This is a genomic window from Tateyamaria rhodophyticola (assembly GCF_047777875.1).
Classification (GTDB): Bacteria; Pseudomonadota; Alphaproteobacteria; order Rhodobacterales; family Rhodobacteraceae; genus Tateyamaria.
In genome coordinates, this window is the sequence record NZ_CP180518.1 from 99827 (window position 1) to 121951 (window position 22125).

Here is a 22125-nt window from a genome sequence, read left to right on the forward strand (position 1 = left end):
TTGCTAGGCTAAGCCAGCCAACTGTTGCACGTCTTCTACCAATTCAGTGCTTCCTATCAATTTGGCACGCCCCTAGTATTATGAAATGAAATACTGCGTCCTTTGTAAGACCCAATTGTCCGAAAACGAGAAGCCAGAGCATATCTTGCTTGATGCTCTTGGTGGTCGAAAAACCACACGTGATGTGCTGTGCTCCATCTGTAATAACAAGATGGGTGCGGGTCCTGACAAGGACCTAGCAGAGTCAGTCGCACCGTTGCGAACAATCGCCAACTTAAAGAGCGGCTCGCGAAAGAAAGCTCCATCACTGCATGTGAAGCCTGCATCTGGCGAATTCTACGAGTTAGGTCCGGAAGGCGTTGCGATGCCCAGAATAAAGAAGCCACTCGACTTTGGAGAGGATGAAGCGGGCAACAAAACAATCTCAATCAATGCAAGAGACGAAGGTCATCTAGAGCAACTTTTGCAAGCAGCGGTAAGAGCATTAAGGTTGCCCGCAGAAGCGGCAGAGGCCTTCATGTCGACAGCCCGTAAGGAGGCAGTTGTAAAAAGCGGCCCTGCATCTCCGTTCAGTGGTCAAATTCAGTTTGGATCAGGCCGATCTCAAGAATCCATGGTAAAAGCATGCCTTGTCCTTTGGGCGGAATTTGTTGGAAACGCTGAGATACATTTTGACAGGTATGACGAAGTTCGAGAGTTCGCTCTTAACTCGACCATGCCTGCATTCGATGACTTTACGTTTGGTACTGACACACGCGAAATGCCGGAACTGCCCAAGGGCTTCGGAGAAAACTCAAACGTGATCTGGGTGGGGAGCAATGATGCAGGCGTAGTTCGGGGCTATTTCAACCTCTATGGAGCTGCGGGCTGGACATTTACGCTATGCAAGGCGTCACCGCACAAAAATCAACAAACCATACTCATTTCAGACCCGATGAATCAATCGCAGTGGGTATGTGGACCGGAACACGCCGACATCCTCAATTTTGACTGGGTTAGCGCACGGCCTCGTTTCGAGGACATTGATTGGAGCGTTGCCCAAGCCAAGATTACCGCCATGATGGCTCACGGCCATGAGCAAATGCGGGACCATGCTCTGCTACAAATCGTTCAAGAGACGTTTCTTGAGTTTGGTGTCGCGGAAGGCGGCACTATTCCAAAGAAGAGGATTTCAGAGTTTTCAAAGCGACTGGCGCACAAGTTTACGCATCTGGTAATGAAAATACCCCACGAAGAGCTCCTGCAAGATCGGAAAAAGGGCGGAAAGTCATAGTGCTGGATGCGTGACATCAAAGGCGTAGCGACTGATCGGCTTTTCTTGAACGCTTCGCAAAAATTTGAACTTGAGGAGCCATTTATTCGCGTAGGCAGCGAATGGCCGCTAAGCGGGCTGCGAACGCGGCATCTTGATGATAGGTCGAAGGTCCGCTCTGGGCCGGGACTATCAGATTTGTATGACGATCTTTCCCAGATGGTTGTTGGTTGCCATGTACGCATAGGCGTCCGAGACATCGGAGAGTGGGAAAACGTGATCGATGACGGGTTGAAGCTTTCCACTGGCCCAGAGCGGACCCAGAAAATCGTCTGCTCTTTTGCGTCGCCCTGCATGATCCAGAAGGTGCCAGACCAAATGGAAGCCTTGGATGGTGATGCCTTTAGTCAGAATGGGATAGAAGGGAAGAGCTGGTATCTCGCCAGACTGAAACCCCATAAGGACCAGTTTGCCCTCTGGAACCAATGCTTCGGCGGCTGGCGCGATCATTTCTCCGATCACGGAGTCGCAAACCAGGTCCACACCTTTGCCGTTTGTGATCTCCATCAGGCGCGCACCGATGTCCTCATCCTCGGTGACAATCACATGATCCGCGCCGGCTTCTTTGAGGTCGGCAACCTTCTTCTGGGTTCTCGTGGTCGCGATGCTGCCCGCACCGATCTGCTTGAGTATCTGGAAGGCGGCAGTCCCAACACTTGAACTTGCTCCTGTTACCACGACGGATCTGCCCACCGCGTCGATCGGCATCCCGCCCGCTTGGACGATCATCCCATAAGCCGTTGCGTAGGCCATCCAGAACGCGGCAGCATCCTCGAAACTGATACGGTCCGGGATCCGCTCCAAAGCATAGGCTGGCACGTTAACGACTTCGGCCAGTGTGCCATATTTCGCCCAATCCATCATGGGCAACACACAGACCCTGTCACCCTCACCGAACTCTGTCACACCAGAACCAACACTGATGACTTCTCCTGCGCCTTCGGCGCCCAGGGGTGCATTCGGGATTGGTGGCTCGACGAGATAATGACCTGCAACATAAAGCAACTCAGCCCGATTTAGGCCGGCCGCGCGCATGCGGATTTGCACTTCGTCAGCCGCAGGCGGCTGAACGGACACATCGACGAGCTTGATTTTCTCAGGTCCTCCAAGCGTGTCAAATTGTGCAGTGATCGGCATGGCTTGTCCTTTCGAAGCGAGTGTTCCCACAAGACTACTGGTGCCATTTCGCAAGTTCACGTAGCGTATTGGCATCTAAATGGTGCAAAAATGCGAGGTCGCTGTGGACTGGGAAGACATCAAAACGCTGCGCGCCGTCGTTCAGCACAAGACAGTTCGTGCGGCGGGCGAAGCGCTTGGTGTGCATCACACCACGGTTGGTCGAAGGATCGACTCGCTGGAAGAAAGCCTCGGCACGAGCTTGTTCAACCGCACACCAGACGGGTTGCTTCTGACCTCCGCCGGAGAGACCCTGTACCGTGTCGCGCAGACCTTTGGTGACGCATTGATTGATGCGGAACGCAGCATCGCGGGCCTTGATGATGAATTGGCCGGTCCCTTGACCGTTACGATGCCCGAGCCGTTGCTCAACGTGCTCTTCATGCCGGAGTTGCCAGGTTTTATCGCGCAACACCCGTCGATCGAGTTGTGTTTTGATACGTCATTGTCGATCCGGGACGTTGCGCGGCGCGAGGCAGATTTTGCCGTCCGGCTGGACAACAACCCGCCGGATACTTTGGTGGGCAAACGGCTCTATGCATATACAGAGGCGGCATACGCCACGTCCGAGTATCTGTCTCATGATCCAAAATCCTATCGCTGGCTTGGCTGGGGCGCGGAGACGCAGGGTGCGCCGGAGTGGGTGCGGACATCTGAGTTTCCGAACAACCCGGTTTGGGGCGTCTTCCCGACCATCCCGGCGCAACATGCGGCAGCACGGGAAGGCTTGGGTCTTGCGATCCTGCCATGCTTGTTTGGTGACGCAGACCCGGATCTACAGCGCGCGGGCAAGAAAGCCCCTGTCAAAAGCCGGGACATCTGGTTGCTCACGCATAATGATCTGCGCCAGACGGCGCGTGTCCAAGCCTTCATGGGCTTTGCAGAGGCCGTTTTGCGCAAACATCGGAAGCGTCTGGTCGGCGAGGCGTGAGCGGGTCGCGAAAACGCACCAATTATCTGCAAACATACTCCGTGATGTTGCGAAATTGCGCAGATACCTTCGAGCCAACGCAACAGCCTTGGTTCGGAAACTCCTATGCTCGACACATCCAAAGACGTGCATCCACGCATCAAAGAGCTGGGGCTTGAGGGCGAGTATCCGTTCGCGTCCCACTTTACTCAGACCCCGATGGGTCAGATGCACTACCTTGATGAAGGTGCCGAGAATGCGCGGTCCACGGTGCTTGCAGTGCATGGCAATCCATCATGGTCATTCCTGTACCGCGCGCTGGTAAAGGGCCTCTCAGCCGAGCGTCGCGTCGTCGTGCCCGATCACATTGGCTTCGGTCTGTCTGATAAACCTGATGACGAAGCCTCCTATACGCTGAAGGCCCATATCGATCATCTCGAAGCTCTGGTCCTCCGGCTTGACCTCACAAACATCACCCTGGTCATGCAAGACTGGGGCGGCCCGATTGGCTTGGGCGTCGCGGCCCGTCATCCGGAGCGCATCAAGGCGCTGGTGGTGATGAACACATTTGGATTCTACCCACCGGTCGACGGGATGAACCCGGAAAAGCTCAAACTGCCGCCGCCGCTCCTCATGATGCGATCCAAAGGTCTTGGCGACTTTATGGTGCGCCGTTTGGGGTTCTTTGAGCGGCAGGTCATGACCATGGCCACCGCGACAAAGCGTCAGGGTGCCGCAAAGCGGGCATATCGCGACATTTTCCGGAACAGTTCGGAACGCGCCGGTGTCATGGCATTTCCGCGCATGATCCCGACCAACACGGCGCATCCAGCGGCCAAAATCCTGCTCGAAGAAACAGGTCCCTATGTCGAGCAGTTCGACGGGCCTGCACAAATCTTCTGGGGGCTGAAAGATCCGCTGATCCCAATCGGAGCGTTGGCCGCCTGGAAGAAACGTTTGCCTCAGGCCGGTGTCACCGAATTCAAGACGGCGCGTCACTACCTGCAAGACGACGAGCCCGACGCGCTCGTGCGTGAGCTCCGTAAATTTTTGGCCAGCAAGGCCGATTGATCCACCACTCACAACCGACAGGGAGACATCATATGACCCTCAAGATTTCGCGCCGCACCGTTCTGCAAGGGACTGTTGCGACAGTCGCTGTCACTGCCGCCGTTCCTTTGTTCGCCGACGAGGCTACTCCTTCGGCGGACATGCCATTCGAAAAGAAGTTCGTAGAAGTGAACGGCTCTCAGATGGCCTATGTCGATGAAGGGGACGGCCCGGTCGTTCTGTTCCTTCATGGAAATCCCACATCGTCCTACCTGTGGCGCAACATCATTCCATTCGTGAGCGACACACATCGCGCAATTGCCCCCGATCTCATTGGCATGGGCGACAGTGACAAGCCCGACATCGATTATACGTTCGCCGACCATGCGGAATACCTCGACGGCTTCATCGAAGCGCTTGGATTGCAGGATATCACCCTGGTCATCCATGACTGGGGCTCGGTCCTGGGGATGCGATACGCGCGTCTGAACGAAGGCAACGTCAAGGCCGTCGCGTTCATGGAGGCCGGTATTCCGCCCGCGCTTCCGGCACCAAGCCTTGAGGCGATGGGAGAGCCAAGCGCGCAACTCTTTGGAATGTTACGCTCGCCCGCAGGTGAAGAAGCGGTATTGCAGGGCAACTTCTTTGTCGAAGAAGTCTTGGGTAAGCTCGCTGTCGCAACCCCGCTGTCGCAAGAGGTGCTCGACAACTACCGCGCACCGTTCCCGACGCCTGAAAGCCGCAAACCCACACTTGTCTGGCCGCGGCAGGTTCCCATCGCTGGCGAGCCCGTGGATACCGCCGAAGTGATCACGGCCAACGGAGACTGGCTGTACTCCACCGACATGCCCAAACTGATGTTTCACGTTGCACCAGGTGCATTGATGCCGCCGCCAGTCGTCGAATACGTGAAAGCCAACGCATCCAATTTGGAAGATGTGTTCCTCGGCCCCGGCGTGCACTTCGTGCAGGAAGACCACCCCAAAGCCATCGGTCGCGCCCTGCGCGACTGGGTCGACCGGTTGCCGAGCTGAGGCGCGCGACATGAGCGAGCAGACCCCGGTATTCCTTGTCGCGTCCCTTCACGTCGAAGACATGGCCAGCTTTCAGGCTGGCTATGTCGCCCCTTTGAAAGCAATCAACGACCGGCACGGTGTCGAAGCCATTGTCGCCACCCCTCATCTGACTGCGCTTGAGGGACAGCTCACGGCCAACGTCATGGCCGTTTTGCGTTTCCCGTCGCAATCCGCGCTGGACGCTTGGTATGCCGACCCTGAATACCTTCCGTTGATTGAAGCACGTCAGGCCGCAACCGATCAGACAACATCGGCCCTCATCGCGCTGACACCAATGGCCTAACCGCTTGAACACAGAAGAAAGACAAAAAACATGAGTTTTGAACTTGCCTTGATCGGTTTTGCACTTGTCACCATGACCGCGCTGACAGTTGAAATTGCCTATGCCTACATCAGTCAGGGTTTCGGTTACGGCTTCTCCTCCAACCGGCCGATGGTGGACCGGGGCGCCTTAGGTCTTCGAATTCAGCGCGCCTACCAAAACCAGGTCGAGTCCGCCGCTTACATCGTTCCGGTTTTGGCAGGCGCTGCGTTTCTGGGCGTCACGGGTGACGGTCCAGCGCTCGCGGCGGCAGTCATAGTCTTTGGACGCGCCGCTTTTGTACTTCTGTATTACACAGGCATTCCGTTCATCCGCATTCTTGGCTTCACGTGCGGATCGCTTGGGTCTTTGTATTTGGGGATTCAATGCCTTGTAGCTGCTGTCGGATAGCTTCGGAAACCGGCGACTTCGAAGCCAGACTATCGAAATGTTTCTGTTGGTTCATGCTGTCGATGGTCAAGAAGCAATTCATGACAGCTTTGTCTTGCCGATCCAGTGGCGGCGAAGGTCGGCACAAACCCCGTAGTACCTGATCGTGCATGATGCAAGTTTACTGATTTCATCACGTGGGCACTTATGTCAAACGACCCGGAAGCGCGGTTGGTTCACTGCGTTGGCCGCTTTAATGGATCTCTGGAGCGCCATTTCGGAAGCCAAAACGACGACTGAAGAGTTTTCTGGTTTTTGCCCGGTTGAAATTCGGAGAGTGGCCGGCGAAGCCACCAAGTCATCCCCTCAGAGACTTACGATACTCGGACGGCGTCATGTGCGCGAATACTCGAAACGCCTTGTTGAATGCGCTGAGGGAGTTGAACCCGCAAGCCGCGCCGATTTCGATGACCGACAGAGAGTCATCGGACAGCAGCTCGACTGCACGGATCATACGAACGCGGGTCAGAATCTGCGACCACGACAGGCCGACATCCGCCGCGAAAAGCCGCTGCATCGTGCGTTCCGACAGATTGGCCGCGCGTGCCACGTCTCCGGCCGTCAGGCTGTCCGCCAGCCGATCCTCGGTGATCCCGAAGGCCCGCCGCAAACCAGGATCGCTGGCGTAGGGCCGCTTCACATCGACCGAGCGCGGCACGAGCCCCGCGCAGGCATTCAGGAGCGCCTCGAAGAACCCCTCGGCCTCTTCCGGATGGCTGCTGTCTGGGCCCCAATCGCTGCAATGCTGGATCATGTGACGGGCGAGCGCAGACATCTGAAAGACGCTCGTCGCGGACGGGAAGGTCCTGCAGAAACCCGGTCGGGTCAAAATCGAACAACTCGTCACCGGACGGTCAAGATCGACCCGGAACGCGGTTCCGGCCGGTATCCAGGCGGCGAAGGATGGCGGAAGCAGCCAACTCGCCGCGTCCACATTCAGGCGCAGCGCACCGCGCACGGTGTAGAGCAGGTAATCACGCTCGAAAACCGCGTCCAAGGGAGGACGCGGCTCGATATCTTGAAAGTAGCAATAGGCGGCATGTTCCCGTTCGGTCATGCGCTACTGAGTATCAGACTCCGCCACAACGGTCACGGGTGGAGCCGACATCATTGGGCGCAGACCTTGGCCGAGCGTTGCGAAGGTCTCGCTCGCGCGATAGGCATCGAAAGCTTCCATGCTATCCCAGTGTTGGAGGATCGCGACACCGTCGCCAGACGGTCTGGTGAATAGCGCGTAGTGACGGCAACCATTCATTTTGCGAACGGTGTCGGCCTGTGCCTCGAACAGGGTCAGAGCGGCTGGAAGATCGGAGGCGGCGAAAGCCGCCTCAACGGTGATGAGTTTCATGATGCGGTCCTTAAAGGTCTTCGGGGTTGCCGACGGCGATCCGGGTAACGAGACCGCGCGGCTCGCCCAAGGCGGCGTCCATCACGACGAAACCGTCGGCACTACGGATGAGCTGTGTGCAGCTGTTCTTCGGTCCGTTGTCCCAGTCGATGCAATACTGATTTCCGTCGAGCGCCCATGTCCCGACCAGTTTTGGTCCGGCGGGCAGCTGCGCCGCGGCAGACCCGTCCACGCCATAGTAGATAGGCGCGGTGCCGCCATCGGGCGCACCCGGCGCGCCGGCCGGAATGTCGACATAGAGTGTGTTGCCTGTGACGAGCGCGTCGAGCTGCGCCGTATCCATGGTCTCCTGCGCGAAAGCCGCCCCCCCAAGAAGGGCGGTCGCAACTGTGGTTGATGCCAGCTGTGTGAGTCTCATCTTTTAGTCCTTTCCATGATGGACCGAACTTACGCTTGCGGCAGGTTGCGGTCCTGCGGTTGTTCGCCAAATTCGCGCTCTGTCGCGCCAAATCCTCGGTATTGGCAGAGTTGATGGACTCCGTGCACCATTGTCACTGTCGATGACCAACATCTACGGTCGGCAACCCAAAAGCGGGCAATCACTTCGTTCATGGCAACGGCAGTGGTGTCCCGCAACTTGCCCATTCGTAGATCTCGAGAATTAGCTGTCGCGGCGAATGGCCGCTAAGCGGGCTGCGACTGCAGCATCCCAAGCGTGTGTCCAAGGTCGGGAATGGGCCGTCCACGCCAGGGGCGGATGATGCCGCAAGCGGCTATGCTGCAACCGATCTAATGGCCGCGAAGAGCCCAGACCTACCAAGATGCTGCACCATGACGAAGGTCTGCTTTTGCATTTGGTCGTTTGCCTACAAGAAGCGTCGGACCTTTGCTCTGTAGCCCTCAAACGCGGAACCGTATTGCTCCTTGAGCCATGGCTCCTCGGCGAAAGGTGCGACTATCAGGACGGCTATTCCGGCGAAGCCGATTAGCACCGCTCCAGACGACGCAGAAAGCACAATCCATCCGATAATCATTGCAATATCTGCGATGTACTGTGGGTTGCGCGAATAGCGATACATACCGCCCGTTCGAAGCGACCCTTTCGCGCCGCCAGTCTGGGCTATTCCGAACTGCGCGACCTCTGACCACACGATGACGTTGCCGGCAACAATCAGCGGAATGCCAACTCCGAACCGCAGCCAAGTTGGGAATGGTAGGCTTCCCCAATTCATCACACCTAAGACGATCAGGATGCCGAATAGCGTGAATGTCGGAACCCAAATCAAGACAGGAGTCGCCTTGGTGTATCGCTTTGGCGGCCAAAAGCGGCGCTCAGGGTATGCGATAGACCAAAGTATCGCGGCTAGGGTGCCTGCCGCGATCACAAGGCCGACGACGATCAAGACCGCCTGCATCACACTTCCACGTGCTTATGGTCGGTCGCTTCGCGCCGTTCTGCCAAGGCTTGGCGCACGATCTGGAAGGCAGATGATAAGAACAATCCGGCCATAATGGTTGCCACGATCACGTCAGGCCAACCCGTTGCCGTGCCCCACACGCCGAGGGCCGCAAACATCACTGCTACGTTCCCAATCGCGTCGTTGCGCGAACACAGCCAGACTGATCGGACATTGGCATCACCGTCCTTGTAGCTGACCAACAGCATGACGCTCGCCAGATTGGTGAGCAGTGCGAGAAAGCCAACAATACCCATGATCTCTGCGGTGGGGACGCCAACATAGAAGACGCGATAGACCGTTGATCCGAACACCCAAAGGCCCATCAGAAGAAGGCTGACGCCTTTGAACAGCGCCGCATTCGTTCGCGCGCGGAGCGAGGCTCCGATGACCGCAAGTGAAATTCCATAGGTCAGCGCATCCCCCGCAAAGTCGAGGGCGTCCGCTTGCAACGCTTGAGACTTGGCCAGATGGCCTGCTGTCATCTCGACTACGAACATCGTCGCGTTAAGCGCAATGACGATCCATAACCGCCTTTTGTAATCATCTGAAACGCCGTCAAACTTGGCGTCGTGTCCGCAGCAACCAGCCATGGGAATCCTCTTTCATCTTTGCTTGCCAATAGTGTAATGTCTCTAGTGACTAGAGGTTCAAGGGGTTATCGTTATGTTTTCTATCGGTGAACTTTCAAAGCGCACAAAGGTCAAAGTACCGACCATCCGCTATTACGAGGAGATGGGGCTGTTGCCCGAGGCAGAGCGCACTTCCGGCAATCAAAGGCGATACGACAAGGCTGGGTTAGAGCGGCTTAGCTTTATCCGCCACGCGCGTGACCTGGGGTTTTCGATTGAAGCGATTTCTTCGCTGATCGAGTTGCAGGATCATCCAGACCGGTCATGCGAGGCTGCAACGGAGATCGCCACGTCGCAACTTGAAGACGTCCGCGCCAAGATCAAACGTCTCAGGACACTTGAGAAGGAACTAAGCCGAATATCGAAGGGATGCGACGGAGAAGGCGTTTCGGAGGATTGCTACGTTCTTGCATCTCTAGCCGATCACAAGTTTTGTGGGAATGAACACTGATTTGGGGGCTTTGGCAGCGGCGACCGTAGGGTTTGAAAACAAGCTGCACATTATGTTTGGTGTGTGTGTTCAGGCTTGGCTCGCATTGTTCCCGCGACGCTTCGCAAGCTCACGATAAAGAGCGGGTGGGCTCACCCCGATCCAATCAGCGACGCGCACCCACTCACCTTCTTTTGGGTGGCCAAAGAGTTCGAGGTAGGCATCCAGACGATCTGCCACTTTTCGCCTGCGCATTATTTCAATGCGGGTCCGCAAGCTCTGCACCTCTTTCGCAGTGCGTTCGAACGCTTTGATAGAAAGACGATTTGACGAGCCGACATTCTCCAGATGCAAGACCAACTTGGCTTTGGGGATCATAGAGACCGTTGTCGCTACATCCGTAACGGCATCGCAGTGATATCGATCCGCAAAAAGGGACGCTTCTGCCACCAGATCACCCGTATTTGCTGTATGCAGTGTCAAAAGCCCCCCATCTTGAAGCGCCCGCCGTAAGAAGAGTCGTCCTTCACTGATAAGAAACGCCCATTCAACTTGATCATCTCGTCGAAACAGAGTTTCGCCTGCGTCCACCGTTCGCTTGGGTGCGCCATCAAAATAATGAAGCCAATGATCTGACATGATTTCTATCATGTTCAGTTTCGCCCACGTCATGCAATGCCTTGGTGCAAAAGCCGGATTGATCAAGGACTTCAATTATGGGTATCAAACACTTTGCACTTCTTTTGATGGCTGTCCCAAACATCGCGTTGTCTCAAACTCACGATGGAAGTCATGGTTCTACGCTATCCGCCTACGCGGGTGAAGAAACACGCCTGATCAAGTATCTTTCGGAACAAGACCTAGAAGAAATCGCCCGTGGCGGCGGATGGGGACTCGCCCGAGTCGCAGAGCTGAACGGTGTTCCAGGGCCAACGCACTTGCTTGAGCTTGCCGAAGAGATCGCTCTGTCTGAACAGCAGCGCAGCGACATCGAGGTGATCCGAGCGCGGATGCAAGCAGACGCCATAGCAGCCGGAGATCGGTTCGTCGCGGCAGAACGAGCGCTGGACTCAGCCTTTCAACAAGGTGCGCCAGATGCCGAGGCGCTTGAACGGCTAGTAACGGAAGCGGGTCAAGCGCGGGCAACTCTCCGCCTCGTTCATCTGAATGCGCATCTGCTGACTTTGCCCTTAGTGACAGACGCCCAAGTCAGCCAGTATTCGGTCATGCGTGGTTATTCAGTTGATCTATGCGCTTCTGTTCCAGACGGGCATGATCCGGAAATGTGGCGCAGCCATAATGGATGCAACTAGGCTAGACTGCGGCCAAGGGCATCTTTCATAAGGGAGTCCAGCATCGGACAGGCCGTACTTCCGTCACTACAATTTGAAGATAGGCTCTGAAGCGCTTCGCGAAGTCGTGTCAGGTTTTCGATCTTGGCGTTGATTTCATCCAGATGATTTTCCGCCAATGTCTTCACCTCACCGCAACTTCGATCATCTTGTTCGGTCAGCGACAGGAAGGTCTGGATGATCGATATCGGGAAACCCAAGTCTCGACAACGCCGTACGAACCGTAGTGTCGCTATCTCATCAGATGAATAGAGCCTACGCCCTCCTGCCGAACGCCCTGGCTTTGGAACAATACCTTCACGCTCATAATAGCGGATCGTTTCGATGTTCACGCCGCTCTGTTCTGATGCCTTGCCGATGGTGAACATTCTGCTTGCTCCTGTAGTCACTACAGGAACTAAAACTGTGGAATGAACGTGAACGCAAATCAACAAACGGCGACTGAACCCAATGTGGCTACGCGGCTGGTTATGCCTCTCGCGGCACTTCTGGCGTTGCTGTCAGCTTCATGCTGCGTGTTGCCAATCGGGCTGTCTATAATCGGTCTTGGTGGCACATGGCTTACTATGCTTGGGCCTTTCATAGCTTATCGGGGTTTCATCCTTGCCGCTGTCGGCATCGCGCTCATATGGGCGTGGTGTCGGGTGATCTGGCCTAGGGCATGCACCAGGCGTAGGCGATCCGCTGTCGTCTGGGCATCCCTCGCCACCACCGCCTTCTTGGCTGCGTTGTCATCTCCATACTGGGAAGCCTCAGCGCAAAGGTTCATGTGGGATTTGTGGAGATCGACCCGATGAAAAACAAGCTACTGGTACTAGGAGTGGGCGGAACGATCCTCGCAATCCTTTGCTGCTTCACGCCGTTGCTGCCGATTGTGCTTACGGCCCTTGGTCTGACCGGCCTACTTGGCATTATCTACAACGACGCTGTGTTACTGCCGATTTTGGCAGGTTTTCTGATACTGACGGGGTACGCGTTATGGCGACAGAAGCAACAAAAGTAGTCTTGGAATCCACTCTGACCTGTCCATCTTGTGGGCATGTTGAGACGGAAACGATGCCGACGGATGCCTGCCAATGGTTCTACGAGTGTAAAAGCTGCAACGCAGTCCTCAAACCACTCGAAGGCGACTGTTGCGTCTACTGTTCTTACGCGACGGTGCCTTGTCCTCCGATACAAGAAGGCAAGTCCTGTTGCGCATAGCGGGCCTTCGGCACCTTGCTGCAACTTGGTAGGGGCCGCAAAATGGACAGTCTCGGCATGCGGCACGAATGGCATCTCCGGCGTTAGAGTACTAATCCATTCATATCCTTAAGAGACCTTAGCCGGGTTCGATTACGGCGACACATCCTCGTGACTTGTCAAAGCTATATACCCCCAGTAGGTATTGAGCATGTTTCGTTTGGTTCTGTCGATCATTCTTGTCTTTGCATTCGCCGGTGCCTCCACCGCGTCTATGATGCATAGCTTGAACCATGGATCGGATCACGCCGACCACCACGCCCAAATGTCAGAAAGCGATCTTTTGGCTGATGCTGAGAAGGCACTCGCGGACTGCTGCGACGCCACCAGCGGCATGGGGCCAATGCCCTGTTTTGGCGATGTCGCGGCCACTTCCGCTATTTTGCAGGTAATTCCTGCGAGCAGATCGGTTGTTAGTGTTCTGTACGATGATTTCGACTTTGCAAACCTGACGCTGGCTGTCCCAACCGGTCCTCCGAAAGTCTGAGCGGCAACGGGCGCTTGCCCGCAGTTCATTCAACTTTCAAATCAAAGGACCGACAGACATGATCACACGTCGTCACTTCACCACCCTATCTGCAACAGGTCTTGTCATGGCTGCCCTGCCTGCACGTGCTGGCACATCTATGCGTGTTCTCGCTTCGCCCGGCTGCGGGTGCTGTCACGCCTGGGCTGACTTGGCCCGCACTCGCGGTTACGCTGTCACCGTCGAGGAACTGACCGATCCCGAGGCGCAAAAGTCAGAGCGCGGCATTCCGCTTGAGTTCGCCTCCTGCCACACTATTGAAGCGGCTGGATATGTCTTCGAAGGGCATGTGCCGTTCGAAGCATTGGAAACCGTTTTGCAGGATCGCCCGGACATCACCGGGCTTGCCGTTCCGGGCATGCCGATGGGCTCTCCCGGCATGGGCGACGACCCGTCCGCCCGCTACGATGTCATTGCATTTGGTGGAGAGGCTGGCACCGGCACAGTATACTACCGCGCTGGTACGGCGCAGCCGTTCGACACCTGATGGTAAGTCGGAAAGCCATTTTGCTAACCGGTGGGCTCACGCTCGCCGGTTTCGTCGCCGCATTTGTTATCGCGCAACCTTCCCAGACGGTTGGTATTTTGACGCCTGACGACGCCGAAGTGATCGCAGTGGGCCAAAGCATCTACGCAGACCAATGCGCCGCTTGCCATGGTGCGCGCCTCGAGGGGCAGCCAAACTGGCGTATACGTGGCGAGGATGGTTTGCTCCCGGCACCGCCGCATGACGCAACAGGCCATACGTGGCACCATGATGACGAGACGCTTTTCACCCTGACCAAGTATGGGCTTGCTGGTCTGATGGAGAACGCGCCACCATCCGGCATGCCTGTCTATGAGGGTGTGCTTACCGATGACGAGATCATTGCGGTGCTGTCCTTCATCAAATCAACTTGGCCTGATGACCTTCGTCAGTATCACGACGAACTGAATGCCCAGCCCGAATAGAGGAAAATTCAGATGATCAAACAAACTCTTCTTGGCTTGGCCGTTGTAGTTGCTCCTGCTCTCGCCTTCGCGCATTCGAAGTCTGAGGCCACAACACCCGCCAACGGTGCGACAGTCACAGAAGTGCCGGAGCTTTCAATGCGGTTCGATGATCCCATGCGCATCATATCAGTCACGCTCACCTCTCCAGATGGAGATGTCGAAATCGAACGCGAGACAGGTATGGACCCCGCTACAGAATTCCGGGCTTTGCCATCAGAAGACCTTCCGCCTGGAATCTATCGCTTCGACTGGCGCGGCATGGCGTCGGACGGCCACCCAATGCAGGGAAGCTTCTCTTTCACGGTGGCTGAGTGACCGGACTCGCACCGATCGACGGTCTTGTCGTTTTGGCCATCTTGGCCAAGGCGATTGGCTATGGCGCGGCTTTGCTCGCGATGGGAGGCGTTCTGTTTTCAGCCGTCTTTTCTCAAAGGGGTGAGGCATCGATACTGCGCCTTGCGAGGCAGCTTGCAGTAGGTGCGGCACTTGTCGGTCTCGCGGTGCTGGCCGTCCGGTTCGGCATCCGCGCGGCACGGATATCCGGGATGGGCATCGAGGGCGCGACCGACCCAATGATGCTCGGTTTCGTTTGGGACAGCCCACTTGGTACCGCCGCGATTTGGCGCGGGATGGGAGAACTTGCGATAGTTGCAATTCTGGTGCCACGTGTTGGACAATGGATCGCTTTGGCAGGCAGCCTTGCTGTCGCGATATCCTTTGCTCAAGTGGGCCACGCTCTTGGGGAGCCCCGAGCAGCCCTGGCAGTCCTGCTGGTGCTGCATCTTCTAGCCGTTGCTTTCTGGGTTGGCGCTCTCATACCTTTGCGGCGGGCAGCACTTGCTCCAGCCGGTGCTGATCTGTTGCACTATTTTGGTAATCTCGCCGCTGGCGGCGTAGCGGCTCTTATTCTCGCAGGCACATCGCTCGCTTGGCTCCTTTCAGGCTCCGTGACTGCCTTGCTTGGGACGGCCTATGGTTTAGCACTACTCCTCAAAGTCGCGCTTGTTGCAGTGCTCCTGGGCTTTGCGGCTTTCAATAAGTTGAAGTTGGTTCCTGCTTTGCGCGCAGAGGAACCTGGCATAATGCAGACACTGCGGCGGTCTATTTTTATGGAGATACTAGCCGTCTGCGTAATCCTATTAGCAACAGCAACGATCACCAGTGTAACGACGCCACCCGTGAATCTGTGACAGTTTAGCCGCGTGCCTTATCGAGCAATTCAAGGAGTTCGGTGAACTTCGCCCGCTGGTCCTCCCGATCACCCGAGGCCAGTGCATCCTCGATGCAATGCGACGCATGGTCATCGATCACGAGCTTTTCGACGCCTTTGAGAGCGGCGCGCACCGCCGCAATCTGCGTCAGGACATCAACGCAATAGCGGTCCTCTTCCACCATCCGGGCGATCCCTCGGACCTGACCCTCAAGGCGTTTAAGACGTTTCAAAGTGGCTTCGCGGTTTTCGTGCATAGTCCCTTTTCGCATGACGCCGGTGAAAAAGTCGAGTGAGTACAGATTTCAGTCCAGAGTCTTGATTATATACCCTATAGGGGTATAAGAATCGAGCAGTGCTCACGCAAGTACAGCCCCCAAAGCAAGCGTATGGAAAAGGAAAAACCAATGCCCAAGGACACGCGCGACGTCGCCGACATTGATACAAATTCGGCCGAAGTAGCGATGGGTAAGACGGCTGTGCTTTACCGAATGGCCTTGCCAGATCATCTATGCCCATCCGGGCAAAAGGCGCGCTGGCTTCTTGAACGTCAGGGATATGATGTCGATGACCGGCTTTTCCGAACCCGTTCCCAAGTTGACGCTTTCAAGGCCGAGCACGACGTCAAGACGACGCCCCAAGCATGGATCGAAGGCGAACGCGTTGGTGGCTACACGGACCTGCGTGAAAAGCTCACCGTCTGGGACCCGAAAGCGACCACCTACCGACCCGTGCTCTATCTCTTCGCTGTCGCTGCACTCACCGCCACCGCGCTCTCAATTGGGTTCCTCGGTGCGATTACCTGGCAGACACTCGGCTGGTTCATCTCCGTTTCCATGATCCTTCTGGGAATGCAGAAGTTGCGCGATGTCGAGGGATTCTCCACGATGTTCCTCAACTACGACCTCCTGGCGCGGAAGTGGGTCCCTTACGCTTATATCTATCCGTTCGTGGAAACGGGCGCGGGTATCCTCATGACCGGGATGATCCTGACCTGGGTGTCTGCCCCGGCTGCGCTCTTCATCGCGAGCATCGGCGCCATCAGCGTCTTCAAGTCCGTCTACATCGACAAACGCGAGCTCAAATGTGCCTGCGTCGGTGGAAATTCGAATGTCCCACTTGGGTTCGTTAGCCTCACCGAAAACCTGATGATGGTCGGAATGGCGGTTGTGATGCTTTGGCTGATGGTCTGAGTTTATTGCTAAAGTCCAAAAGCAGACCTTTGAGAGCAAACTTTGAACGGCAGATTTGTCCGCAGACTGTGAGTTTGGCCACCGCTGAATTTTGCGCTAGCAGCGAATGTCGGCAATGCGGGCTGCGACCGCAGCATCCGAGCTGGTCGGTGAATGTCTGCTAAGGGCCGTCTGTGTAGGTCGGTTGACTACTCTGCATCGCACATGCTGCGTTGCCACCGATGTCGCCTGTGAGCCCAAGGCAGTCATTGTGGTTTCTCGCTGCGCGCGCACGCAGCACGAAAATTGCTGCAAAAGCGTAAATCTCTTTGTCGCTGTGCGGCGAGAAAACAGGCCGTTCATGCAAGACGCAGCGGAAACCAAACATTCAAGGATCAAGCCGTGGTCGAGCGCTTAGCTCGCTACAACTGCACCAACACTAACTTCCAAAGGACGAGCTTCCCAAGCACATTCAAGGTTCATGATCGATCAAGTCTATTTTCCGCACCTCCGAAGAGCCACTTTTGCGCAACTGCATAGTCAACAAACAGTTTGGCAAGACTATCGGACGGGGCGTTCGCTGGATAAACGGCATACACATCGATGGGCCTCAGCCTGACGTCTGGAAGCAACTCCACCAGTCGCCCGTTCCGTAAGTCTTCCGCAACGATAGGATAAGTTTCGATCATGAACCCCATGCCGTCCTCCACAAAGGCACGGGCCATGGCATAGTTATCGCAGGTCATCAGTGTTCTCGGCTCGCGCGTTGGCGCGGTGCCTTCAATAGTTGTCGCGATACTGGCCCATGGAATAGCCGGGCACGCGATGCGGTCCCAATCTGCAAGATCGTCGATGGTCTTGAGCGGTGGACGTTCTCGAACATAGTCAGGCGCGGCAAAAATGCAGAATTCCAGACTGCCAAGTTTGCGTGCTTTGTAGCTACTGTCGTTGAGGTCCGTCATTCGACCGCGAATGGCTACGTCGTAGTGCGACCCTTCCAGATTTACATTCTTGTCGGACATGTGAAGGGTCAGCTGCACCTTGGGATAGGCCCGCGCGAAACCGGCGTAAAGATCTGCATAAGGGCGCTCTGAGCTTGAGGCATTGGCGGTAATTGTCAGCGTGCCAACCGGTTGTTCAACGCGCCGGTTGATGGCGGCAAGCCCTTCTTGCGCCGCTGATGTCATGCGTTGGCTGGCAGCAAGCAAGTCACGGCCCGCATCAGTCAGCGACATGCGTCGGGTCGATCGATAAAGAAGCGGCAAGCCAAGCTGGTCTTCCAGTTGGGTAATGTGGTGACTGATCACCGATGGAGATAGGTTCAGCTTACTGGCAGCCCCCCGAAAGGAGCCTAACTCAGCGACAGATTGAAAAATCGCCATGGCGCGCAGCTGATCGATCATTGTTCGATCCTATCGAATTATAAAGCGAATAATAGCTATCTTATTCCACAGTAGGTTTTGCGCAATCCTTGCTTCAGTCGCGAATAAGCGACGGTTCAGACAGAAAAAGGAAGCAAGATCATGACCTTGATGGTTTCTATCGCACGCATTTCTCACAAGCCGGACGCAGCAGAGCTTGAAGCATTCCACGCCGAACATGACGCGCTGTTGGGAGGCTACGCCGGACCGGCAAAGATTTTGGATGACCCCAACGATCCAAACCAAATCGCTGTTGTTGTCGATGTGCACGACCTGGATGGTTTGCGAAAAGCAACGCGGACGGCGGAAGGGGACGCGATGATGCGGAAATACGGGTTCCTCGAACAGCTTTCATATTTCCTCGAGACTGAAGGAACGAGGTAATGAAGCGTCTGAGACTTCTATTCTGTTGGATGGGTCCGGTTCCTCGTCGTCAGACATCGAAACAAGAAATTGACGACGCCGTCCGCGCATGGACACTACATCAACGGCAATCTCATTACGCCGGGCGTCCACAGTTTTGGTGTTAGTCGACGCTAGCTACATACACAGAGCGCCGTCGTTTCCGATTAAATGGTGGTGGCGGCGCGACAATATGAGCAGGTATTGATACGAAGCTCAACATCCAGCACGTTGGGCTCAAACCGGCTCGCACAAGATGCCTCTGGCTTGCTCAGAACTGTAATCCCAAGAACAGGACTGCAAGCGGCACTGGCGAAACGGCGATCACGACGGTAAGGAAGGTTGCGAGAGGTGTGAAAATCCCGCTCAATCCTGCGATCATCATGATCCCACCACCCCCACCGATGATAGAATTGCCTGGCATGTTTACTGCAAGAGCAATCGCCAGGTAGCGGTACCGCACTGCAATGGAAACAGCGCGTTTTGATTGCCCTTCCAGCAGCATTGCGAGCCGATCATCTTTGGATAATGGGGCAGCTTTTGCCACCAAGTCGGCTGCTCGCGTTAAACGCAAAACCCTAAAGAGCCGTTCCAACGAGCTGATCGGCAGGAACCGTCCAATCGTGAAGGCCAACATCATCGCAGCGACAGTACAGACGTAGATCAGAGGGGCGATTGCCGCGCCGAACGCCGTGAGCAGTGCAATGCCGATCTCAGCACCCGGGACAAACGGCAACGCAAGAAGCCCGACATAGGCCACTGCGCCGATCATAATCGCTCTATGAACCTGCTGTTCATTGTCCGGTCGGATCTGTAGGTCCAGCGCGTCTCGGATCACGTGCACGCCCCATGTCGCCAGCACGATGAAACCAATCAGGATACCAATCTTGAGAATTAGGCCACGCAGGCTCAACACGTGAGGCTTCATAGGGGCGCTTAGCCTGCGACCATCTCTGGCTGGATTGCCACTCCAGTACCCCTGATCTGGATTTGGTTGGTCCAGTACCAACGACGGGTCGTCCAAGTCAGGTCAATCGCCAATTCATCCCCTTCAAGCGTGCCATACCAAACCACAGTGTGTGGGGCATCGGGGCAAAGCGCCGTGGCGGTAAAATGGATTACCCCGTCGATTTCTTTGGTCAGATATTCGGACCACCCGAAATTGCAGTATTGTTCGCAATCAACGGATTGGAATGTGCCGTCGCGAAAAATGATCTCGTCTTCCAACTCTGCACCACTCGCGACGTCCGTTCCGGATACGCTGAACGAAATCCCATCTAGCACGCCTGACGCAGTCCACTCGCCTTCGGGCACAGCGAGGTCAGGAATGTCTTCATTCATCACGGTGAGCGTTGCTGCACCCGTCCCGAGCGTGGCCGCAGCAATCGCGGCAATCTGCAAAATCTGTGTCATCTTATCCTCTTTTCTGGAAGATTTTGGACGCTAATTGGGTTAGGCAACAGTTTCGGTCACTTTGTCAGCCACCAGAGCCTCTAGCAAATCCGCAGCGGAGGTTGCTCCATCAAGGTTCTGGAGAGCCGTGGCCCTCTCTTGCGCTCTGCCCTTGAACGACGGATCGGTCATGATCTGGCCAGCCGCCTCCGCAAGCGCGGCCGCAGAGGCGTCACCGGGGAGAGCCAAACCGGCACCTAGCTTTTCGATAAGCGCCGCATTGGGAGCCTGATCGTGCGGGAAGCCGGGGATCACCACCATGGGAACGCCGTGTTTGAGGGCGCGCATCATCGTTCCGTGCCCGCCATGGGTCACGCACAAATCGGCGCGCGCGAGGATGGCATTGTGGTCTGCGTATTGCACGACATGAGCATTCCCCGGGATCGTAAGATCAGCCGGATCGATGGCCATGCTTGTTGTTACAACTACGTGCGCATCAAGGTCGGCCAGCCCGTCAAGCGCAGTTTGCACCTTAGAAGGGTCCTGCAGTTCTGTGGTTGTGTAGCTGACTAGAACAAGCGGCGTTGCATCGTCCGTGGTCCAAGGCAGGTCAATCGGCTGCGCAGGCGCTTCGTTGTTCAAGACCGGGCCGATGTGGGTGACATGATCCCAGCCAGACAAGGGTGCATCATCAAGGGCTGCGACTGATGTGACGATCATTCGGGTCTGCGCTTTCCACAGCGTTTCCATGTCGGGCAATGGTTCAAAACCAGCGGCGGCGCGCAGTTCACCCAGTTTCGTCATGATCCCTTGCCAGGCATCCAACTGACGCCACAGGAAGGTATGGCAAAACACAGTTGTCGGCACGCCAAAAGACGGGGCGATGTCCAGCGCTGCAGGGAACATCGCATCGACCATGATGGCGTCCGGCTGCTCTGAGGCGACGACCTCTTTGATCTCCTCCGCAACATCGGGCGATGTCAGCGAACAGGCGATGCGGGTGATCGGCCCAATATCGGGGTATTTGTCGACCTGGGTGTAGGCGTTTTTGAAGCCAATGCCGCGAAACCCCTCGCCTTCAATGCGTGCAATCGTGTCGGGTTTAGTAGCGAATACAACCTCATGTCCGCGTTTGCGCAACGCGCTCGCGACGCCAAGGCTCGGGGGAAGGTTGCCGCCGCTGGAATGGCTAAGCCAAAGATATTTCGTCATATTTATTTCTCCTGAATGAGTGATTTGAGTGTGAAAACGACTGTTGCGACGGTCTCATCAAAGTTGAGACCCTCATCCCTTCGCAGGATTTTCCAAATGTAGATGTCTGTCGCGGTCATCAGCGCATGGAAAAGAAGGTCCCGTTCCGCGGGCGATCGGCGTGCGAGATAAGGCGCAAAAACCACGGAAATCCACTCCACATGATAGGTCCGCCCAACATCAAGTGCGCCTTGAAACACAGGGGAGCGATGCTCTTCCGCCAGGGCCCGCATCACGAGATCGCCGATCTTATCGTAGGCCGCAAATACCGTGCGTACGAAGTCTTCGAGATCATCAATCTCAATGTTGGCAAAGGCCGTGAAGTTAACGCCATCGGGGGCCACGCTTTCGAGTGTGGCGACGGTCAGACCGTCCTTGCTGCCAAAGGCGCGCAAAATTGTCTGAACGCTTACCCCAGCCTTGCTCGCAACGTCCTCAAGCCGGAACTCATCAGCCTGCGCATTGCCGAGCACTTGGGCTGCGCATTTCAGGATGTGCTGCCGCCGCGCTTCGGCTTGAGCCTTGCGCTTAGAGCCGTCATATTTGCGAGTCTTCGAGTTCATGTGCACTTGACTCACACGAATTATAATTCATGTCAATTAGATTCTCATGAAATATGTTGGTGAATCCTTCAGCTGTCGGCGTGCCAGGCTCGAGTGCCCAACGCGCCTTGATAAACTGCGCCCACTCGCTCACTGTGCCGGTAGCTCAAGAGAAAGAGAATTGCATGCTGCGCCACATCGTACTCGTCTCATTCAAGCCCGAAGCGACAGAGGCACAGCTTGCGGCTTGGCGGGCCGCCGTGACGAACCTATGCGATACGAGCGAAGAGGTGATTTCCTTCACACTCGGCACAAATGTAGGCAGTGGCCCGAACCACCACGATGCCGCTCTCGTCGCCGATTTCGCGGATATGGACGCGTTTCGCCAGTATGTGTCCAGCGACATCCATAAGGCTTATGTCGAAGATCACGCAAAGCATGTGACCGCCAAACTTTCGGCGATCCAGCATGAGATGTAGG

General features: G+C 56.0%; 32 protein-coding genes. 18 read left to right on the plus strand and 14 right to left on the minus strand.

Features of this window, described 5'->3' with window-relative positions; translation table 11 throughout:
- Window positions 1-145: 145 nt before the first annotated feature.
- Window positions 146-1273: a hypothetical protein gene (locus tag ACERHN_RS00490; protein ID WP_415919028.1), complete on the plus strand. Its 1128-nt coding sequence runs from the start codon at window positions 146-148 to the stop codon at window positions 1271-1273.
- Window positions 1274-1444: 171 nt separating this feature from the next.
- Here ACERHN_RS00490 and ACERHN_RS00495 read toward each other — a convergent pair whose 3' ends face one another.
- The gene (locus ACERHN_RS00495; protein ID WP_415919029.1) at window positions 1445-2449 is read right to left on the minus strand and encodes a zinc-dependent alcohol dehydrogenase family protein; all 1005 of its coding nucleotides are present in this window, start codon (window positions 2447-2449) and stop codon (window positions 1445-1447) included.
- A gap of 103 nt (window positions 2450-2552) precedes the next feature.
- On the opposite strand from ACERHN_RS00495, the gene ACERHN_RS00500 reads away from it, so the two are divergent.
- The 5 genes from ACERHN_RS00500 (at window position 2553) to ACERHN_RS00520 (ending at window position 6236) form a co-directional block, all read left to right on the plus strand.
- Complete coding sequence (locus ACERHN_RS00500; protein WP_415919030.1) at window positions 2553-3419, plus strand: LysR family transcriptional regulator; 867 nt, start codon at window positions 2553-2555, stop codon at window positions 3417-3419.
- A gap of 105 nt (window positions 3420-3524) precedes the next feature.
- Window positions 3525-4469, plus strand: a complete 945-nt coding sequence (locus ACERHN_RS00505) for an alpha/beta fold hydrolase (protein ID WP_415919031.1) — start codon at window positions 3525-3527, stop codon at window positions 4467-4469.
- A gap of 32 nt (window positions 4470-4501) precedes the next feature.
- The gene (locus tag ACERHN_RS00510) at window positions 4502-5482 is read left to right on the plus strand and encodes a haloalkane dehalogenase (protein WP_415919032.1); all 981 of its coding nucleotides are present in this window, start codon (window positions 4502-4504) and stop codon (window positions 5480-5482) included.
- Between the two features lie 10 nt (window positions 5483-5492).
- Window positions 5493-5807: a DUF1330 domain-containing protein gene (locus ACERHN_RS00515; RefSeq protein ID WP_415919033.1), complete on the plus strand. Its 315-nt coding sequence runs from the start codon at window positions 5493-5495 to the stop codon at window positions 5805-5807.
- Window positions 5808-5837: 30 nt separating this feature from the next.
- Window positions 5838-6236, plus strand: a complete 399-nt coding sequence (locus tag ACERHN_RS00520) for an MAPEG family protein (protein WP_415919034.1) — start codon at window positions 5838-5840, stop codon at window positions 6234-6236.
- Between the two features lie 337 nt (window positions 6237-6573).
- Here ACERHN_RS00520 and ACERHN_RS00525 read toward each other — a convergent pair whose 3' ends face one another.
- The 5 genes from ACERHN_RS00525 to ACERHN_RS00545 form a co-directional block, all read right to left on the minus strand.
- Window positions 6574-7332 carry an AraC family transcriptional regulator gene (locus tag ACERHN_RS00525; RefSeq protein ID WP_415919035.1) on the minus strand — a complete coding sequence of 253 codons (759 nt, stop codon included), beginning with the start codon at window positions 7330-7332 and terminating at the stop codon, window positions 6574-6576.
- Between the two features lie 3 nt (window positions 7333-7335).
- Window positions 7336-7623 (minus strand): putative quinol monooxygenase, encoded by a 288-nt coding sequence (locus tag ACERHN_RS00530; RefSeq protein ID WP_415919036.1) that lies wholly within the window; start codon window positions 7621-7623, stop codon window positions 7336-7338.
- 10 nt (window positions 7624-7633) lie between these two features.
- A complete protein-coding gene (locus ACERHN_RS00535; RefSeq protein WP_415919037.1) occupies window positions 7634-8041 on the minus strand; it encodes a hypothetical protein in 408 nt (135 codons plus the stop codon).
- Window positions 8042-8489: 448 nt separating this feature from the next.
- Window positions 8490-9038, minus strand: coding sequence for a methyltransferase family protein (locus ACERHN_RS00540; protein ID WP_415919038.1), 549 nt, complete (start codon window positions 9036-9038; stop codon window positions 8490-8492).
- Window positions 9038-9673: a cation transporter gene (locus ACERHN_RS00545; protein WP_415919039.1), complete on the minus strand. Its 636-nt coding sequence runs from the start codon at window positions 9671-9673 to the stop codon at window positions 9038-9040. The genes ACERHN_RS00540 and ACERHN_RS00545 overlap by 1 nt, the downstream gene beginning before the upstream one ends.
- A 73-nt stretch (window positions 9674-9746) precedes the next feature.
- Here ACERHN_RS00545 and ACERHN_RS00550 point away from each other — a divergent pair, with 73 nt between their 5' ends.
- The gene (locus tag ACERHN_RS00550; protein ID WP_415919040.1) at window positions 9747-10163 is read left to right on the plus strand and encodes a MerR family transcriptional regulator; all 417 of its coding nucleotides are present in this window, start codon (window positions 9747-9749) and stop codon (window positions 10161-10163) included.
- 69 nt (window positions 10164-10232) lie between these two features.
- Here ACERHN_RS00550 and ACERHN_RS00555 read toward each other — a convergent pair whose 3' ends face one another.
- The gene (locus ACERHN_RS00555) at window positions 10233-10814 is read right to left on the minus strand and encodes a Crp/Fnr family transcriptional regulator (RefSeq protein ID WP_415919041.1); all 582 of its coding nucleotides are present in this window, start codon (window positions 10812-10814) and stop codon (window positions 10233-10235) included.
- Window positions 10815-10858: 44 nt separating this feature from the next.
- On the opposite strand from ACERHN_RS00555, the gene ACERHN_RS00560 reads away from it, so the two are divergent.
- A complete protein-coding gene (locus tag ACERHN_RS00560) occupies window positions 10859-11455 on the plus strand; it encodes a Spy/CpxP family protein refolding chaperone (RefSeq protein ID WP_415919042.1) in 597 nt (198 codons plus the stop codon).
- On the opposite strand, the gene ACERHN_RS00565 is transcribed toward ACERHN_RS00560, so the two are convergent.
- Window positions 11452-11862, minus strand: coding sequence for a MerR family transcriptional regulator (locus tag ACERHN_RS00565; RefSeq protein ID WP_415919043.1), 411 nt, complete (start codon window positions 11860-11862; stop codon window positions 11452-11454). The genes ACERHN_RS00560 and ACERHN_RS00565 overlap by 4 nt on opposite strands.
- Before the next feature lie 410 nt (window positions 11863-12272).
- Here ACERHN_RS00565 and merF point away from each other — a divergent pair, with 410 nt between their 5' ends.
- From merF to ACERHN_RS00600, 7 genes are all read left to right on the plus strand, one after another.
- Window positions 12273-12497, plus strand: a complete 225-nt coding sequence (merF, locus tag ACERHN_RS00570) for a mercury resistance system transport protein MerF (RefSeq protein ID WP_415919044.1) — start codon at window positions 12273-12275, stop codon at window positions 12495-12497.
- Window positions 12473-12697: a GDCCVxC domain-containing (seleno)protein gene (locus ACERHN_RS00575; protein ID WP_415919045.1), complete on the plus strand. Its 225-nt coding sequence runs from the start codon at window positions 12473-12475 to the stop codon at window positions 12695-12697. The genes merF and ACERHN_RS00575 overlap by 25 nt, the downstream gene beginning before the upstream one ends.
- Before the next feature lie 190 nt (window positions 12698-12887).
- Complete coding sequence (locus tag ACERHN_RS00580; RefSeq protein WP_415919046.1) at window positions 12888-13223, plus strand: hypothetical protein; 336 nt, start codon at window positions 12888-12890, stop codon at window positions 13221-13223.
- A 190-nt stretch (window positions 13224-13413) separates the two neighbouring features.
- The gene (locus tag ACERHN_RS00585; RefSeq protein WP_415919047.1) at window positions 13414-13749 is read left to right on the plus strand and encodes a DUF411 domain-containing protein; all 336 of its coding nucleotides are present in this window, start codon (window positions 13414-13416) and stop codon (window positions 13747-13749) included.
- Entirely contained in the window at window positions 13749-14213 is a 465-nt protein-coding gene (locus ACERHN_RS00590; protein WP_415919048.1) for a c-type cytochrome, read from the plus strand. The genes ACERHN_RS00585 and ACERHN_RS00590 overlap by 1 nt, the downstream gene beginning before the upstream one ends.
- Before the next feature lie 12 nt (window positions 14214-14225).
- Window positions 14226-14570 carry a copper resistance CopC family protein gene (locus ACERHN_RS00595; protein ID WP_415919049.1) on the plus strand — a complete coding sequence of 115 codons (345 nt, stop codon included), beginning with the start codon at window positions 14226-14228 and terminating at the stop codon, window positions 14568-14570.
- A complete protein-coding gene (locus ACERHN_RS00600) occupies window positions 14567-15445 on the plus strand; it encodes a CopD family protein (RefSeq protein WP_415919050.1) in 879 nt (292 codons plus the stop codon). The genes ACERHN_RS00595 and ACERHN_RS00600 overlap by 4 nt, the downstream gene beginning before the upstream one ends.
- A gap of 4 nt (window positions 15446-15449) precedes the next feature.
- On the opposite strand, the gene ACERHN_RS00605 is transcribed toward ACERHN_RS00600, so the two are convergent.
- Window positions 15450-15722 (minus strand): metal-sensitive transcriptional regulator, encoded by a 273-nt coding sequence (locus ACERHN_RS00605; RefSeq protein ID WP_220750648.1) that lies wholly within the window; start codon window positions 15720-15722, stop codon window positions 15450-15452.
- Window positions 15723-15872: 150 nt separating this feature from the next.
- On the opposite strand from ACERHN_RS00605, the gene ACERHN_RS00610 reads away from it, so the two are divergent.
- Entirely contained in the window at window positions 15873-16658 is a 786-nt protein-coding gene (locus ACERHN_RS00610; protein ID WP_415919051.1) for a MauE/DoxX family redox-associated membrane protein, read from the plus strand.
- Between the two features lie 458 nt (window positions 16659-17116).
- Here the strand turns inward: ACERHN_RS00610 and ACERHN_RS00615 are convergent, their stop codons facing one another.
- Window positions 17117-18040, minus strand: a complete 924-nt coding sequence (locus ACERHN_RS00615; protein WP_415919052.1) for a LysR family transcriptional regulator — start codon at window positions 18038-18040, stop codon at window positions 17117-17119.
- Window positions 18041-18160: 120 nt separating this feature from the next.
- Between ACERHN_RS00615 and ACERHN_RS00620 the strand changes: the two genes are divergently transcribed.
- Complete coding sequence (locus ACERHN_RS00620; protein ID WP_415919053.1) at window positions 18161-18442, plus strand: hypothetical protein; 282 nt, start codon at window positions 18161-18163, stop codon at window positions 18440-18442.
- 289 nt (window positions 18443-18731) lie between these two features.
- Here the strand turns inward: ACERHN_RS00620 and ACERHN_RS00625 are convergent, their stop codons facing one another.
- From ACERHN_RS00625 to ACERHN_RS00640, 4 genes are read right to left on the minus strand one after another with little or no spacing between them, the layout of a single operon-like run.
- Window positions 18732-19376: a hypothetical protein gene (locus ACERHN_RS00625; RefSeq protein ID WP_415919054.1), complete on the minus strand. Its 645-nt coding sequence runs from the start codon at window positions 19374-19376 to the stop codon at window positions 18732-18734.
- Window positions 19377-19396: 20 nt separating this feature from the next.
- Window positions 19397-19873 (minus strand): hypothetical protein, encoded by a 477-nt coding sequence (locus tag ACERHN_RS00630; RefSeq protein ID WP_415919055.1) that lies wholly within the window; start codon window positions 19871-19873, stop codon window positions 19397-19399.
- 39 nt (window positions 19874-19912) lie between these two features.
- A complete protein-coding gene (locus tag ACERHN_RS00635; RefSeq protein ID WP_415919056.1) occupies window positions 19913-21064 on the minus strand; it encodes a nucleotide disphospho-sugar-binding domain-containing protein in 1152 nt (383 codons plus the stop codon).
- Window positions 21065-21066: 2 nt separating this feature from the next.
- On the minus strand, window positions 21067-21666 hold the full coding sequence (locus ACERHN_RS00640; RefSeq protein WP_415919057.1) for a TetR/AcrR family transcriptional regulator: 600 nt from the start codon (window positions 21664-21666) through the stop codon (window positions 21067-21069).
- Between the two features lie 164 nt (window positions 21667-21830).
- Between ACERHN_RS00640 and ACERHN_RS00645 the strand changes: the two genes are divergently transcribed.
- Window positions 21831-22124 (plus strand): Dabb family protein, encoded by a 294-nt coding sequence (locus tag ACERHN_RS00645; RefSeq protein ID WP_415919058.1) that lies wholly within the window; start codon window positions 21831-21833, stop codon window positions 22122-22124.
- Window position 22125: the final 1 nt, after the last annotated feature.